Annotated in this window: 13 protein-coding genes and 1 tRNA gene; 2 read left to right on the top strand and 12 right to left on the bottom strand. The window is 66.8% G+C overall.

Going from position 1 to position 15,718, the window contains the following annotated elements:
* Window positions 1–3: 3 nt before the first annotated feature.
* The 4 genes from E0W80_RS09445 to E0W80_RS09430 all read right to left on the bottom strand — a co-directional run bounded on the left by E0W80_RS09445 (window position 4) and on the right by E0W80_RS09430 (window position 4,689).
* Complete coding sequence (locus E0W80_RS09445) at window positions 4–1,806, bottom strand: AIPR family protein (RefSeq protein WP_131492245.1); 1,803 nt, start codon at window positions 1,804–1,806, stop codon at window positions 4–6.
* 165 nt (window positions 1,807–1,971) lie between these two features.
* Complete coding sequence (locus tag E0W80_RS09440) at window positions 1,972–3,381, bottom strand: site-specific integrase (RefSeq protein ID WP_131492244.1); 1,410 nt, start codon at window positions 3,379–3,381, stop codon at window positions 1,972–1,974.
* 116 nt (window positions 3,382–3,497) lie between these two features.
* A tRNA-Ser gene (locus E0W80_RS09435) sits at window positions 3,498–3,588 on the bottom strand.
* 54 nt (window positions 3,589–3,642) lie between these two features.
* Complete coding sequence (locus E0W80_RS09430) at window positions 3,643–4,689, bottom strand: hypothetical protein (protein WP_131492243.1); 1,047 nt, start codon at window positions 4,687–4,689, stop codon at window positions 3,643–3,645.
* Between the two features lie 130 nt (window positions 4,690–4,819).
* On the opposite strand from E0W80_RS09430, the gene E0W80_RS09425 reads away from it, so the two are divergent.
* Window positions 4,820–5,596 carry a hypothetical protein gene (locus tag E0W80_RS09425; protein ID WP_131492242.1) on the top strand — a complete coding sequence of 259 codons (777 nt, stop codon included), beginning with the start codon at window positions 4,820–4,822 and terminating at the stop codon, window positions 5,594–5,596.
* 18 nt (window positions 5,597–5,614) lie between these two features.
* Here the strand turns inward: E0W80_RS09425 and cydC are convergent, their stop codons facing one another.
* The 5 genes from cydC to E0W80_RS09400 are packed head-to-tail and all read right to left on the bottom strand — an operon-like array spanning window position 5,615 to window position 12,053.
* The gene (gene cydC, locus E0W80_RS09420; RefSeq protein WP_131492241.1) at window positions 5,615–7,282 is read right to left on the bottom strand and encodes a thiol reductant ABC exporter subunit CydC; all 1,668 of its coding nucleotides are present in this window, start codon (window positions 7,280–7,282) and stop codon (window positions 5,615–5,617) included.
* Entirely contained in the window at window positions 7,279–8,937 is a 1,659-nt protein-coding gene (gene cydD, locus E0W80_RS09415; protein ID WP_131492240.1) for a thiol reductant ABC exporter subunit CydD, read from the bottom strand. The genes cydC and cydD overlap by 4 nt, the downstream gene beginning before the upstream one ends.
* Window positions 8,934–9,962: a cytochrome d ubiquinol oxidase subunit II gene (cydB, locus tag E0W80_RS09410; RefSeq protein ID WP_131492239.1), complete on the bottom strand. Its 1,029-nt coding sequence runs from the start codon at window positions 9,960–9,962 to the stop codon at window positions 8,934–8,936. Before cydB ends, cydD begins: the two co-directional genes overlap by 4 nt.
* 14 nt (window positions 9,963–9,976) lie before the next feature.
* On the bottom strand, window positions 9,977–11,392 hold the full coding sequence (locus E0W80_RS09405) for a cytochrome ubiquinol oxidase subunit I (protein ID WP_131492238.1): 1,416 nt from the start codon (window positions 11,390–11,392) through the stop codon (window positions 9,977–9,979).
* A complete protein-coding gene (locus E0W80_RS09400; protein WP_047520253.1) occupies window positions 11,379–12,053 on the bottom strand; it encodes a helix-turn-helix domain-containing protein in 675 nt (224 codons plus the stop codon). The genes E0W80_RS09405 and E0W80_RS09400 overlap by 14 nt, the downstream gene beginning before the upstream one ends.
* A gap of 101 nt (window positions 12,054–12,154) precedes the next feature.
* On the opposite strand from E0W80_RS09400, the gene radA reads away from it, so the two are divergent.
* Complete coding sequence (radA, locus tag E0W80_RS09395; RefSeq protein ID WP_131492237.1) at window positions 12,155–13,522, top strand: DNA repair protein RadA; 1,368 nt, start codon at window positions 12,155–12,157, stop codon at window positions 13,520–13,522.
* Window positions 13,523–13,579: 57 nt separating this feature from the next.
* Here radA and E0W80_RS09390 read toward each other — a convergent pair whose 3' ends face one another.
* From E0W80_RS09390 to E0W80_RS09380, 3 genes are all read right to left on the bottom strand, one after another.
* Window positions 13,580–13,990, bottom strand: a complete 411-nt coding sequence (locus E0W80_RS09390; protein WP_047520260.1) for a hypothetical protein — start codon at window positions 13,988–13,990, stop codon at window positions 13,580–13,582.
* A 338-nt stretch (window positions 13,991–14,328) separates the two neighbouring features.
* A complete protein-coding gene (locus E0W80_RS09385) occupies window positions 14,329–14,973 on the bottom strand; it encodes a hypothetical protein (protein ID WP_131492236.1) in 645 nt (214 codons plus the stop codon).
* Window positions 14,974–15,043: 70 nt separating this feature from the next.
* A complete protein-coding gene (locus E0W80_RS09380; RefSeq protein ID WP_047520264.1) occupies window positions 15,044–15,544 on the bottom strand; it encodes an amino-acid N-acetyltransferase in 501 nt (166 codons plus the stop codon).
* Window positions 15,545–15,718 lie beyond the last annotated feature (174 nt).

Raw genomic sequence — 15,718 nt, 5'->3', positions numbered from 1 at the left:
CCATCAGCGCGACTGGGCCTTCGGCTTCACCGTTTTCGCCTTCTGCAGAAGAGCCTCCTGATGGCGTCGGTTTCGCACATCGTCCTTCCGGAGGCTTCGTCCCTCGGAGAGAACGGTCTGGAACTGCTCCGTGGCAAGTTCCATCGCCTTGGAGATAGCGAACTCGATCCGGTCAGAATCGGTGACCTTGAACTGAGTCCTCTTGACGGCGACAAGCCGGCGCCTCGCGGCCTCGAGATCGGACGCTTCGAACACCGGAGCTATCTGCGGGTTGATGATGACAGAGACCATCATCGCAATGTGATACTTCGCCGCCTTCAGAGTTGTGGAGTCGGGAGTCCGAGCGAAGTATCGATCCACCCGGTAGAGGATCCAGGCTGCGTAGTAATACGCCTCGACTGAGTAACTACCCCAGACGAACGAGTCCTCGGCTTCGAGTTCCTTGGGGGAGCCAATCGCCCGGAAGGATTCTCCGAAGAGGGTGGCGGCGACGGCTCGGTTGAGCTCAGGGGTAGTGACGACGCGCGTCCTCGGGAAGTCGAGCGCCGCGTGCTGAATCTGACGCAGGTATCGCAGGCCGTCGGCACCTGACTGAGTGAAATACTCCTCCACATCCTTCGCGGTCTGTGAACTCGCCTGGATGTCCGTCGAACCGATTGGAGTTTGGAGGTTGGTGGCGATCGCGACGCTCGTCCTCACTCTTGCATCGTCTGAACTGACGATCTTCACCGGAATCCAAAGATCGGACAACAGTTCCGGCTTTTCTTTGACAGCCTCGCTCGCCGCCCACCTCACCAGCTGGTGGCTCGTCTGTCCGCCGTTCACGATCTGATAGCCAGATATGAAGAACTTGTCTCCGGCTCCCCTTAGTGAGCTAGCGATGATCGTGAGACCGTTGTTCAAGAACGGAAACTGTTCGCGCTCCCCGCTCTGAAGGGTTCGAGTGATGCGCGTATTGACGGTGTTGTGCGCACCAAGATCGAGCCGCACGTTGTCATCGAAGATACCGGGCCTGATGGAACCGGTCTCGTCCGTCAACAGCTTCAGAGCTTCCGTGCCAGACAACAGCCCGATGTAGGCCTCACTCACGCGCTCAGTTGCGGGGATGGTCTGCCGCTTGGTGAAGTCAAACCGGATGTTTTGTGGTCCGTGCCGTTCCTTCAGCTTCGCGGCGAGCGCATCGTGTCCGTGAGTCTTCAACTCGAACGGCTCCGAATACACCCCTAGTTCGTTGATCCGGCGAACCGCCTCGGTGACCTGCAGTTCCTTGCGAGCATCAGCCCCGTCGTGTCCGCTGGTCGTGACGTAGAACACTTCGCACGGGATTCGCGTTTCCTGGAACTTGTCACCGTTCTCGGCGATCTTGTCGATCAGCGCTGCCAGATCGACTAGCGCAGCAGGAAGAGCAATATTCTGCGGGTTGATCGCATACTTTGTAACTGACTCGATCCCATGGAGGAACTTCGAGATCAGCTTCGCATCGTAAGACTCACTCGTCTTGGCCTGGATGAACACGACCCGCGCGGTGTTCGATGCCTGCTCCGAGATTAGATCCTCGATCTCCGAAGGTTCGAACACAAGCTGCCCGTTGACGACCACGGCGGCGATGTCGATCCCCTCGTCCGACCCTCCTCCGCGAACGGACCGCTCGATCTTCTCCACGTCGTCCCGCAGGTAGGGATAGAGGTAGTTGGCCGCAACGTAGAGCTCGAACTGCTTATCCTCCGAAACAGCGAAGCCAAAGTCGCGCGCAAACTTCGCGACACGTTTACCTGTGAGAGTGTGCAAAGTGTTCCCCCTGATCATCGACGGCGGCGATCCTCACCGCGTCGTAGCACTGATAGTAGCGTCGGGACCGCAGACCAGACGTGGACCGTCACGCTCAGCGGCGATAGGCGACAGCCTCAGGCGGCATCGTCATCATCACCCACAACCTGACCGCCTGCAATCTCCGGCGGCTTAGGTGGGCAGCTACTTCGTTCCGTAGAAGCTACCCACATAGCTCAGGCTGACCTTGGAGGCGCGGCGCGCGTTGTCTGCGCTGCTGTAGGTAGCGATCTGCGCGTCGGCGTTCTTTGGGGACCAACCCATCATCGCGATCAGGGCCTCCCGGTCGGCTCCTTCCTCGATCATCGCTGTGGTCGCCACATGGCGCAGAGTGTGGACGGTCATCCCCTTGGGCAGGTTCTTGATGGATGCGACGAGATCCACGAGAGCCTGACGATCCCGCTGTGCATAGAGCGGCTTTCCATCTGGCCGCGTGAATAGCAGCGTGTCCATGTCCTCGCCTTTGTCGGGCTGGAAGCCTGGGAGCTTCCGTCGAGCGATCTGTCGCTTGCGGTGGGCGACGAGCATCTTCCAGGCATCCTCTGGGATGACGATCTCTCGCTCTCCGCTGTCGCTCTTGGTTGCTGTCAGTTCCCAGCGGGTCTCACCGATTCGCTGAGGACAGTTCGAGGTAGTTCGCCCGCAGCTCCATTTGCCGGTGGAGTGATTGAGCTCGCATCCGTGCTCAGCGCTGATCCGCTGGATCTGCTTGTCGATGACGATTCGCCGGTTGCCTGGCCCGCCATTCTTGAGTCTCTTTTCTGTCATCCCGAGCACTTCGCCCTGGCGCATCCCGAGCATCCCGAGGAACCAGCGCGCCTCTTGGTCTGCCGCCTTCGCTGCCGGGATCAGATACTTGCCGAGGAACTTCGACGCCTGGCGGATCTTCTTGGCGTCCTCCTTGGTCTTCTTCTTCTTTGGTGGCGGCTTGATCCCAACCATCGGATGCCCCAGGATGATCCCGTCTCGCTGGTAGTAGTCGAGCGCGCTCTTGAGGCAGATGAACACTTGCCGGATCGAGTCGCCGCCTAGACCTTTCGCGGGCAGGTCGATGTTGATGAACTTCTTGAGTTCGGCGTAGGTCAGAGTCCGGACTGGGCGATCACCAAAGGCCGGGAGCAGATGATTCCTGATCCGAGCGTCATACATGTGGATCGTGTTGGGAGCCAGATCCTCACGCTTGCGCTCGTCGAGCCAGTCAGTGAGGCAGTCGCCCACGGTGAGGCGGGCGATACGCGGGTCGACGGGAATCGCATCCGGTGATTCGAGGCCATACTCCACCCGCTCAACGAGAATCGCGCGATCCCGCTTCTCGATCGCTTCGCGCTCGGTGCGGGCTTGGGCCGTGATCTTCTTCCGCACTGGGCCGAGTTCGATCGTCTTGGCCGCCCGGTAATAGATGACTGTGCTGCCGTCTTTGCGTTTTCGCTCGACTGGGAAAACTGATCCCTCGCCGGCGGCTCTCTTCTTCGGTCGCCTCGGCCCTTTCGGTCCGTGCTTTTTTCGAAGGATCGCCGCCAGACTCTCGGCGTCGTCGTCGGTGAACTCGCGCATGTGGCGATCATCGCCGTGGTCAACTCGCAAAGTCAACTCACACCATCATGCGACACCACCCCCAGACACACGAAAACCCGCCAGATTTGACATCTGGCGGGTTTTACGCGGTTACCTGGCGGTGACGGTGGGATTTGAACCCACGGTAGGGGGTTACCCTACACAACTTTTCGAGAGTTGCACCTTCGGCCGCTCGGACACGTCACCGCGGAATAGCTTACGCGAGAGCGGGCGAGCGCGCGAATCGGGCGCTCGGAGCGTTCACCAGGCGGCGGCGACCTCTGCGTGCGTGCGCAGGATGCCTTCCGTCGATCCGGCCGGTGCACGACCGATGCCGCACTCGGTGGCGACCCCGAACCGCTCCGCGAACGGGCGGGCGGCGGCGACACGGCGCCCTGCCCCTTCGGCTCCGTCTTCGCGGTGGACGAGCCCGAGGTACAGCTCTTCGACGGGGGCGAGGTCGGCGAGAGGGGCGAAGTAGCCCTCATCGTCGCGCTCGATCGGCACCGGCAGGTGCAGCCAGGTGAGAGGACGCGCCGTCGCCGCCAGGACCGTGTTCGCGTAGCGGACGAGGTTCGCGGAATCGGTCGGCTCGATGAAGTGCTTCTCCCCCGCGTCGCCGTAGCAGAGGTGCACGCCGGCCTCCACGTCTGCCGGCACCGCGTCGATGAGGCGAGCCAGCCGCGCGACGAGGCCGTCGAACGGCTCACCGGGCCACCAGGCCTCCATGACCGCTCCGTAACCGGCTGCTCGCTCGATGATGCCCATCTCGCTGGCCACATCCCACTGCACAGCAAGGTCGTCGTGCGGGATCGCGGCGAGGATCGCATCGAGCTCACGCAGGATCGCGGCGGTGTAGACGGGCTCGATCGCCGCCCGGTCGTCCCCACGGAAGAAGGAGGAGATCACAGCGAGCGGTGTCGGCAGCGACACCTGGAACCGCACCTCGGCCGACACGAGACCCTCCGCACGGAGGCGCGTGAACACCGCGTACGACTCGATCGCGGCCGCCGCGTATCCGAGCGCGGGAAGTTCGATGCTCGCTGCGTCCACGCCCTCGCCGATGCGCAGGCCACGGGCGTCTATCCCGGCCGAGAACGGGATGGGCTCGTCGCCGATGCGCTCGATCCCCTCGGCCTGGCCGATCACATCGGGCTGGAACATGATCCAGTGGAATCGTTTGCCGACCTCGCCGTCCGGGATGCGCCGGAGGCGGGCGCCGAGCACATCCACGGCTGTGCGGATCGTCGTCTCGGCATCGTCGAAGTTCACACTGCCCACGAGGAGGGCGCCCTGCGGCTGAGTCATCACCCCAGGATATCGGCGGGATTCCGCGCTTTTCCCCGGCCGGCCACCGGGCGCCGTGACGCCCGAAGAGTTAGGATGTCCTAAGAACCCGCCGCCTGTGGGGGCAGCGATGACGGGAAGGGTACGCAGTATGGGCTTCATCACCTCGGAGGCGCTGGCCGACACCGGCTATGTGGTCCTCGACGATCACTCCGCACCGGGCGACCCCGCCGAATGGCTCGACCTGGAATACGTCCGCTGGCGCTCCTCCGGCGTCACGCGCTTCGCCCCGCTCGCCAGCTACGCGGGCGACGTGGACTGCAACGGCTTCTGGAACCACACGCCGCCGCGCACCGACAAGGACGGCGTGTGGATCGACTCCCAGGTGGCGATCGCGCCCACCCTGCAGCGTCGCGCGCTGGAGCCCGGCGCGGGCATCGGACGGTGCCGCGTGATCGAGCTGCAACCGAACGAGTACGCCGATGCGATCTACAACCTGCACCAGGACGACAACAACCGGCTCAACGAAGAGGGCACCGGCTGGGTCGTCCGCGGGTTCTTCAATCTGTCCGACGACACCGAGTCGATGCTCATACTGCGCGCCGACCGCTTCGACCCGGCGACCGAGGTCCGGCTGCCGCTCCGCGCCGGCTCGCGCATCATCGTCGACACCCAGCGCTTCTGGCACGCGGTCTGGCATCGCGGCACCGCACCCCGCTACGCGCTCATCACCTCCTGGACCAGCGGCCCCGAACTCGACGCGTACATCGCGGCGAACCACGGCGACCCGCATCCGCCCACCGTCGACCTCGATCCGCAGTTCGTCGATGAGGCGCAGGTCGAGTTGCACCGCCGCATCGAAGAGCGCCGCCGTGCCTTCGAAGCGCAGGGCATCGTGATGGAACCGCCCGTCGACATGAACGCCTGACCCGCGCGGGTTCCTCGCTCAGAGCGTGCGTCCGCCGTCGAGTCGCACCACACGGTCGACGGTGCCCGCGGGCGGCACCACGTGCGAGATCAGCAGCACGGACTGCGACCCCGCAGCAGCCAGCAGATCACGCAGCAGCGCATCGGACGCCTCGGGGTCGACCCCGGCCGTGGGCTCGTCGAGCACCAGCACCGGGAAACCGCGCAACAGGGCCCGGGCGAGCGCGATCCGCTGCGCCTGCCCGCCGGACACGAGTGCGCCACGGTCGCCGACCCGCGCATCGAGACCACCGCGCTCCCGCGCCCACTCCCCGAGCCCCACCCGGTCGAGCACGGCGAAGAGTTCCTCATCATCCGCGGTGTCACGCGCGAAGAGCAGGTTCTGACGGATGTCCTCGTCGAACAGCTGAGGGCTCTGCTCACACAGGCCAATGACCCGGCGCAGCGTCGGACCGGACAACTCCGACGCGTCGCGGTCCCCGATCCGGTACTCGCCCTCCACGCGGAGAAAACCGACGAGGGCCGCGGCCAACGAGCTCTTCCCGGCGCCGCTCGATCCCGTCACCAGCACCCGCTCACCGGGTCGGAGATCGAGGTCGACGCCGGAGAGCGCCGGGGTTCCCCCCGGCCAGGACGCGCGCACGTCGCGCATTCGCACCACGGGCGTGCCGTCGACCTCGACGTCTTCACCCGCGTCGGAACGCAGCTCCTGCGGCATCCGGTCGGGGAGCACGTCGACGATGCGCTCCGCACTCGATCGGACACTCCGCCACGACGCCGCAGCGATCGGCACGGCGCCGAAGATCTCGAACACCACCATCGGCACCAGCACCGCCACGGCCAACCACGGCCCGTCGATCGCCCCGTCGACGAGGCCGGGCGCCGCGGCGGCGAGCGCCCACACCGACGCTGCTCCGGCGACCGCGGAGACCACCCCGGCAGCGATGGCCTGCGCCAGCGATGCGCGGGAGACGAGCCGACGCAGCTCCCCGTCGGCGGCGGTGATCCGTGCCCGCGCCTGCTCCTCCGCCCCATACGCGAGGAGGACATCGAGGCTCGCGAAGTAGTCGACGAGCGCCGCCGAGAGCTCAGCCCGACGCGCGGACACGAGTGCTTCGGCGCGGGAGCCGAACACCCAGCCGAGCCCGATCGCCGCGGCCGCGGCGACCAGCAGGCAGACGGCGAGAGTGAGGGCGGCGGGCGGCGAGACGAACGCGATGAAACCGACGGCACCCACCGCGACGAGCGCAGCGACCCCCAGCGGCTGCACCACCCGCAGCGGGAGGTTCTGCAGGTTCTCGACGTCGTCGACGAGGGCCGTGAGCACTTGACCGCGGTCGGTCGAGCCGAGTCCGGCCGGCGAGAGCGGGATCAGTCGACGCACCATGTCGGCGCGTGTGGAGGCGAGCTGACGCAGTGCCGCATCATGCCCGCTCAGACGTTCGAGGTAGCGGGTGACGGCGCGCGACACAGCGAAGAACCGGACGCCGACCACGGCGATCGACAGCGGAACCAGCGAGTCGACGATCGAGGCGCTCACGATCAACCAGCCACTGACCGCGAGCAGGCTCACGGCGGCCGCCGCGGACAGCACACCCCAGATGAGACCGGGCACGAAGCGTCCGACCGACGGCTGCGCGAGCCGGAGGATGCCGCGGACCCGCTGTCCGCGCGTCAGTCCGGTCATGCGTCCACCCCCAGCGCCACGACCTGATCCGCGATGCGGCGCGCCGACCGCCGGTGCGACACGAGCAGGATCGTCGCTCCGGCATCCGCCCGCGCCCTCAACGACTGCCACAACCGTTCCTCGGTCTCCGGGTCCAGCGCGCTCGAGGGCTCGTCCAGGGCGAGCACACGTCCGGGATCGGTCTGCTGCCGGTACAGCGCGCGCGCCACGGCCACCCGCTGCGCCTGACCGCCCGAGAGCCCACTCCCCTGCACACCGAGTTCGAGTGCCGCGTCGATGCTCTCGGCGCGTGCCTCATCCAGCGCTGCACGGACGCGGCCGGCATCCGGTGCCGGGTCTCCGAGGGCGACGTTGTCTGCGACCGTGCCGCGCATCAGCCCCGGTGCTTGCCCTGCCCAGGCCAGCCACCCGGCCGGAGCGAGCCCGCGAAGACTCTGCCCGGCGAACACGGCCGTCCCCTCATAGTCGGCAGCGCCCCGCAACGCCGCGAGAAGCGAGGACTTGCCCGAGCCACTGGGCCCCTCGATCAGCGTGATCGTCCCCGGCGTCGCGGTGAAGGACACCGGGGGCAGATCGCGCACCTGCACCCCCTCGACCACGAGCGCCGCGCCTTCCAGTCGGTCCACCTGCACGACGGATGGACGGATGTGGGAAGCTTCGACGGCGATTCGTCCGGCATCCGTCGGAAGCTCCTGCATCCGTGCACCTGTCCGCGCCGCATCGAGCACCTCGAACACGTCCTCGGTCGCGGCGACGCCCTCGGCCGCGGCGTGGAACTGCACCCCCACCTGTCGGATCGGCAGGAACGCCTCGGGCGCGAGCAGCAGCACGAACAGCCCCACCTCGAGCGTGAGGTCCCCCGACAACAGCCGGAATCCGACCGACACGGCGATCAGGGCGACCGCGATCGAGGCCAGCAGCTCCATCGCGAACCCGGACAGGAACGAGAACCGCAGCACCTTCATGGTCTCGCGCCGGTACTCGTCTGCCGTGACCTCGATGCGGTCCGCCGCGCGCCGGTCGCGCCCGAAGAGCCGCAGCGTCGAGAGTCCCTGCACCGTGTCGGCGAACCGGGCCGCGAGCCGCTGCAACGTCTGCCACTGCCGCTTCTGCACCGTGCGCGTCGCCATCCCGATCAGGATGAGGAACAGCGGGATCAGCGGCAGCGTGATGAGAGCGGTGAGACCGCTCGGCCAGTCCTGCCACCACATGACCGCGACCAGCACGGGCGTCGCGATCACGGTCAGCACGAGCTGCGGGATGTAGCGCGCGAAGTAGGCGTCCAGGGCTTCCAGGCCGTGGCCGGCGGTCACCGCGAGCTCGGTCTGGTTCCGCTGCGCCAGCCACCCCGGCCCCAGCCGTCCCACTGCCGCGATCAGCGCGGACCGCAGCTGCATGCCGGTCTTCGCCGCAGCGCGGGTCCCCGCGGCATCGGACGCGGCGATGAGCACACCGCGAAGCAGTGCCGTGACCAGCAGCCAGAGCAGGGACGCCGTGACGTCGCGCCCGGCGATCGCCCCGGTCACCGCATCCGTCAGCAGCCAAGCGAACACGATCACGACCGCCGTCTGGACCACGCCGATCAACGCGGATGCCGCGAGGAATCCCCTCGCGGCACCCGCGTAGCGCAGCAGTCTCGGATCGACGGGTTTCACGCGTGCGCCGGTGCCCCCTCGATGGATTTCCGGGTGACGCGCTTGCGGAAGACCCAGTACGTCCAGGCCTGGTACGCGAGCACGAGCGGCATCGCGATCAGGGCCGTCCAGCTCATGATCTGCAGCGTGTACGGGGTGCTGGATGCGTTCGCGATCGTCAGGCTGTACGCCGGGTCGATCGTCGAGGGCATCACGAACGGGAACAGCGCCGAGAAGAGCATGACCACGGCGAACATCACCGTGAGCATCCCGGAGAAGAAGGCCCACCCGTCACGTCGGACGAGCGAGAACCCGACGGCCGCGATCAGGGTGACCGCCGCGAGCACCCCGGCGCCGATGACGAGCCAGAGCAGCGGAGCCTCGCGGCCCATCGCGATCGCCACCGTCCAGATCACCGTTCCGGCCGCGACGAGGACCGTCGGCAGCGCAGCCTTCTTCGCCAGCTTCTGCGCATCCTCGTGCACCTGTCCATCGGTCTTGAGAGCGACGAACAGCACACCGTGCAGGAAGAACAGCAGCAAGGTCGTGACGCCGACCAGCAGCGCGTACGGGTTCAGCAGCGAGAAGAAGCCGCCGACGTAGATGTGGTTCTCATCGATCGCCACCCCCTGCACGATGTTGCCGAAGGCGACGCCCCAGAGCAGAGCGGGAACGGCCGACCCGATCACGATCATCCGGTCGAATCCGGCCTTCCACTTCACGCTGTCGCGCTGGTGCCGGTACTCGAAGGACACCCCGCGCAGGATCAGCGCCAGCAGGATCAGCAGCAGCGGCAGGTAGAAACCGCTGAACAGGGTGGCGTACCACTCGGGGAACGACGCGAACAGCACGGCACCGGCGACGATGACCCACGTCTCGTTGAGGTCCCAGACCGGACCGATCGTGTTGATGACCTGACGGCGCGAGACATCGTTCTTGCCGAGGAACGGCAGCGACATGCCGACGCCGAAGTCGAACCCGTCGAGTACGAAGTAGCCCACGAAGAAGAACGCGACGATGAAGAACCAGAGTGTTGCGAGATCCATGATGCTCCTCCCCCTCAGTAGACGACCGACGGCAGCTGGGCCGTCTCGTCATGCGGTTGTTCTTCGGTGTCCGGGCCCTTCTGCGCGGCCTTGACGATGAGTCGGACCTCGACCACGGCGAGGGCCGCGTAGATCGCGGTGAACGCGATGAGCGATATCAGCACCTCGAGTCCGCTGACGCCCGGCGAGACGCCGTCCTGCGTGGTCATCAGCCCGAACACGATCCAGGGCTGTCGGCCCATCTCCGTGAAGACCCATCCCATGATGTTGGCGACGAGCGCGAGCGGGAACGACCAGATCGCGAGCTTCCACATCCACGGCGCCGGGGGCTTCTTGGCGCCCTTGCGGGTGAGCCACAGGCCGGCGACGGCCACGAGCGCGGCGGCCATGCCCAGGCCGATCATCCAGCGGAACGCCCAGTAGGTGACCCACAGGATCGGGGCGAAGTCCGTCAGACCGGTGGCGGCGTAGGTCTGGGCGTACTCGGCGTTCAGGTCGTTGATGCCGTGAACACACGCGTCGAGCGTATGCGTCGACAGCAGGGACAGCAGGTAGGGGACGCGGATCGAGAACAGTTCGGAGCTGCCGTCCGGGGTGCCGAGGGTGAACAGGCTGAACGACGCGTCCGGTCCGCACACCGTGTTGAAGGTCGCTTCAGCCGCAGCCATCTTCATGGGTTGCGCGGCGTACATCGCCAGGCCGAGCTGGTCACCCGTGAGCACGACACCCGCGGTCGAGACGATCATCGCCCACAGTCCGAACTTCAGCGAGATGCGCATGGTGTCGAAGTGCTGTCCGCGAGCGAGGTGCCAGGCGGAGACCGAGATCACGACACCGGCCGCGAACATCAGCGCGCCGAAGATCGTGTGCGGGAACGCGGCCAGCGCGACCGGGTTGGTCAGCAGCGCCCAGAAGTCGGTGAGCTCGGCCCGGTTGGTCTCGGGGTTGAACGTGTAGCCGACCGGGTTCTGCATGAACGCGTTGGCCGCGATGATGAAGTACGCCGACAGGATGCTGCCGATCGACACGCACCAGATGGTGGCTAGGTGCAGCTTTTGCGGGAGCTTGTCCCAGCCGAAGATCCAGAGACCGATGAAGGTCGCCTCGAAGAAGAACGCCAGCAGGCCCTCGAAGGCGAGCGGAGCACCGAACACGTCGCCGACGAAGCGGGAGTAGTCCGACCAGTTCATGCCGAACTGGAACTCCTGCACGATGCCGGTGACGACGCCCATCGCGAAGTTGATGAGGAAGATCTTGCCGAAGAAGCGGGTCAGGTGCAGGTACTGGACCTTGCCGGTGCGCACCCATGCGGTCTGGAAGATCGCGGCGATCAGCGCCATGCCGATCGTCAGGGGGACGAAGAGGTAGTGATAGACCGTGGTCAACCCGAATTGCCATCGGGCGAGCGCGAGCGGATCAAGCCATTCCATGCACGACTCCTGTTCTGTGCTGCCGCTGCCTCGTGCTGTCACGCAGCTGGACGGTGCAGTCCGATGCGAGGACGGCATCGCGGACGCACTCGGCTTCGAGGGGTCCACCGGCCTCGTTCAACACGCTCTGCATGAGCTCGAGGTGCACACGGCAGAGCATCGGGCGGTCTTCGGAACGGCCCGCCGCGTGCGGGCACGGGCTGAGGTCGACCGTGAGCCGGCGGTCGTCGACCACGGGCTCGAAGCCGCTCTCCTCCAGGTGCTCCACGAGCGCGTCGAGCTGATAGGTGGCTTCACGGCCGAGGTCGGGCGCCGAGTCCGGCAGCATGCTGCGCATCAGGTCGCCCCGACGAGCAGCCGCCTTGGCCTTGTCGCGCGCGACCGGGCTGGAGGCGCCCGGGGCTCCGGTGGCCGCGCTGTACAGCGTGCGCGGACGCCCCCGGGTGGTGCGGTGCTCGATCGTCGGGATCACATACCCGCCTTCGATCAGGCGCTGCAGGTGCTCACGGACCGTGTTCGCGTGGAGTCCGGTCGCCTCGCACAGCTCCGCGATCGACACGGCGGCTCGGGTCTGCGAACTTCCCGCTTCGAAGAGCAAGTGCAGGATCTGCACCCGGGAGTAGCTCGAGATCGGCCCGCAGACGGGCCCGCCGTTGGCCATGTCACCAGTATTCCGTGAGATCGCGGGTTTACCCAGAGGTACGGGCCGTGAATAAACACCTGGCCGATAGGGATGTCCGATCCCGCCGATAGCCTGAGAGCATGGCCACCCGAAAACCCGCTCCTCCCGCCTACGTCTGCACGGAATGCGGCTGGACGACCGCGAAGTGGGTCGGACGCTGCGGGGAGTGCCAGCAGTGGGGCACAGTGCAGGAACAGGCGGCGCAGACCGGCATCCTCCGCCGCGTGGGTCCGGTCGCACCGAGCGCCGAGCGGACGGCACGACCGATCACGCAGATCACGACGCAGGACGCACCGCGGCGCTCGAGCGGGGTCGGGGAGTTCGACCGCGTGCTCGGCGGTGGCGTGGTCCCCGGCGCCGCGATCCTGCTCAGCGGTGAGCCCGGTGTGGGCAAGTCCACGCTGCTGCTGGAGGTGGCCGCCCAAGCAGCCCGCGGCGGGCGACGGGTCCTGTATGCGAGTGCGGAGGAATCTCCGGGGCAGGTCCGCCTGCGCGCCGAGCGCACCGGAGCGTTGCACGACGAACTGTACCTGGCGAGCGAGACCGACCTGGCGACAATCCTGGGGCACATCGACGAGGTGAAGCCGCAGCTGGTGATCGTCGACTCCGTGCAGACCGTCTCCTCGTCGCTGACCGACGGCGCGGCCGGTCAGCCGAGCCAGGTCCGTGAGGTCGCCGCGACGCTGATCCGCGTCGCGAAGGACCGCGATCTGCCGATCATCATCGTCGGTCACGTCACGAAAGACGGCCAGGTCGCCGGCCCCCGGGTCCTCGAACATCTGGTCGACGTCGTCTGCCACTTCGAAGGGGATCGGCAGACGTCGCTGCGCTTCATCCGCGCTCTCAAGAACCGCTTCGGTCCGACCGACGAGGTCGGTTGCTTCGAGATGACGGGCGACGGCATCGCCGAGGTTCCCGATCCCTCGGGGCTCTTCCTCTCTCAGGGCGCGACCGAACCCGGAACCTGCGTCGCGATCTCGCTCGAGGGCCGCCGCGCGCTCCCCGTCGAGGTGCAGGCCCTCACCGTGCCCAGCAACGCTCCGAACCCGCGCCGCATCGTGCACGGCCTCGACTCCTCGCGCGTGGCGATGGTGCTGGCCATCCTCGAACGCCGCGCCGGAATCCCCACCGGGACTCTCGACGTCTATGTGTCGACCGTCGGAGGCGTGCGCTTCACCGAGCCCGCGGCCGATCTCGCCATCGCGATCGCCGTGGCCGGCTCCATCCAGCAGATCGCGGTGCCGCGCACCGTCGCAGCGGTCGGTGAACTCAGCCTCGCGGGCGAGATCCGTCCGGTGACCCAGGCCGCGCAGCGGCGGTCCGAGGCGGCGCGACTCGGATACGAGCAGGTCGTCGACGACCGCTCGAAGACCCTCCGTGCCGCGCTCGGCGATGTGCGGGCGCGCAACACCTCACGCCGATCCGACCGCGACATCCCGCCGTTCTGATCCGCCCGGGAGCCGTTCTGGTCCGCCCGGGAGGCGACGCGCCTGCCGCAGACCGTCTCAGGCGTCGAGCGCCTTGAGTAGCTCGGCGGGATCGGCCTGCATGGGGTGCGGGCCGGCGATGTCCAGGAACACCGTCGTGATCGGGTGCGCGGAGAGGAACTTGCGCAGCCAGTCCGCGGTGTAGATCCCGACGCCGGGCGGCAGGTTGGCCGGCTTGTTCTTCGCATCGCTGAACAGCAGCAGGGCCAGATCACCCGTCTTCGGGTCGCGGTACGTCCATACCTCGCCGCTGTCGAGCGGGTTGTCGCGCGCGCCCGGGGTGATCAGCGGCACGACCGTGGTGCCGTGGCGCAGAGCGAGGGCGACCGCAGCGACATCCTGCTTCTCGAGAGCCTGAGCCAGGGCATCCGAGCGGAAGTCCTCGGGTGCGGGCTTCTTCTTCGAGGTCTTCGACTTCTTCGCTGCCATGTCTCCAGCTTATTCACGGAGGAGGGCGCGACGCGCGGAATCGACCGCGGAGACGATTGGGGCCCTCTCGAGTCCCACATTGGGGACTGGGGTACTCGAGAGGGCCCTCGGACTCTCGAGCGGCGATGTCGAAGCGCTGGGGACGCTGTAGTTCGACGCCACTGGGGATGGCTTGTGCCGCATGATGCGGAGAGTCATCTCAATGGTATCCCAAAGATGAGCACCTGTCAGCATGATGCGGCGAACGATGCTCACATCGCCGTGATTCGCACCCCGCAGGGCAGATGACGACGCATTTCGAATGCTTCCTGTCACCGTCGCTTCGAAGACGGAGGCCGCTAGTACAGCAGAATCTGTACCGTGCTGGGGCTCGTGAACCCGCCGATCGACACCTCGACATGGTACGAGGCTCCCCCACCGGGCGCGCGCTGCCGATTCTCCTGGTCGCAGGTCTCGACGCTCGAACGCGTCCGATCCCACGTCACCGGGTCCTTGCTCGTGACGGTCGTCCCGGCGGTGAGCGTCGCGATCATGCTGCTCGGGTCCTTCTGGCAGTCGGTCGAGCGCCACCACACATCCGAACCGCTGGAGACCGTGAACACCTGCGTCGTCGATCCGACGTCGATCGTGCAGTCCTTCGTGCTCTTGTTGGTCAAGGAGATCGAGAGCTTCGGCAGGACTCCGGCGGCATAGGTCTCCGCATCGGCCACCGCGGCGACTTCGACATCCTTCGCCTCACAGGCGACGATCGCGGGTGTCTGCGAGGCCGACGGATCCGGAGAAGGAGACGCCGTCCCGGGCGACGGTGAGGGCGTGGAGGTCTCCGATGAGGACGCCGACGGCTTCGGACCGGTCTCGGCGGAAGCCCACGGCTTCGCGATCAGCAGCCACACCCCGACACCGATGGCCGCGAGGAGCAGGACGAGCCCGCCGATGACGACCAGTCGCCGACGGCGGTAGACGGCGGCGGAACGACGGGGCATGTCTCCAGGCTAAGCGATCGCACCTGCGCAATCCGGGAGGCCGACGGACGGTCGTCGAGCAGGAGGCACCTCAGAGCACTTTGAGCATGCGTGTGTTGCCGAGCGTGTTGGGCTTGACGTGGGCGAGGTCGAGGAACTCCTCGACACCGGCGTCACCGCTGCGCAGCAGTTGGGAGTAGACGTCGGGGTCGACGACCTGCTCCCCGATGGGTGTGAAGCCCCGACGGCTGAAGAACTCGACCTCGAAGGTGAGGCAGAACAGGCGGGAGAGCCCGAGCATCCGCGCCGTCTCCTCCAGCCGGTCGACGATGGCCCGACCGACTCCGTGATGCAGCCAGTCGTCGCGCACGAGCAGGGTGCGCACCTCGCCCAGATCCTCCCAGATCACGTGCAGCGCACCGCAGCCGATCAGCACCCCGTCCGCCTCCGCCACGACGAACTCCTGCACGGATCCGTAGAGTACCGCGAGGTCCTTGCCGAGCAGGATGCGCTGCTCCACGAGGGGCTGCAGGAGGTTGCGGATGCCGATGACGTCGGCGCTGCGCGCCGGTCGGACGATGTACTCGCTCACGGCACAAGCCTATGACCCATGCCCCTGCGAAAACCCAGACCGTCCGGTCACGTGCGGCGCGTCGTGAGCATGACGCGCCCGGGCGATCGCATCCCGTCTGGGTTTTCGCAGGAGGGACCGGGACACAGAAGGGGCGGATGCCGCAGCATCCGCCCCTTCGTGGTTCTGTCTGAC

Origin of the sequence: Microbacterium sp. PI-1, assembly GCF_004337555.1 — a bacterium.
Taxonomy (GTDB): domain Bacteria; phylum Actinomycetota; class Actinomycetes; order Actinomycetales; family Microbacteriaceae; genus Microbacterium; species Microbacterium aurugineum.
Note: the sequence above shows the minus strand (reverse complement) of the source record. Positions and strands in the feature narration are given on the sequence as shown.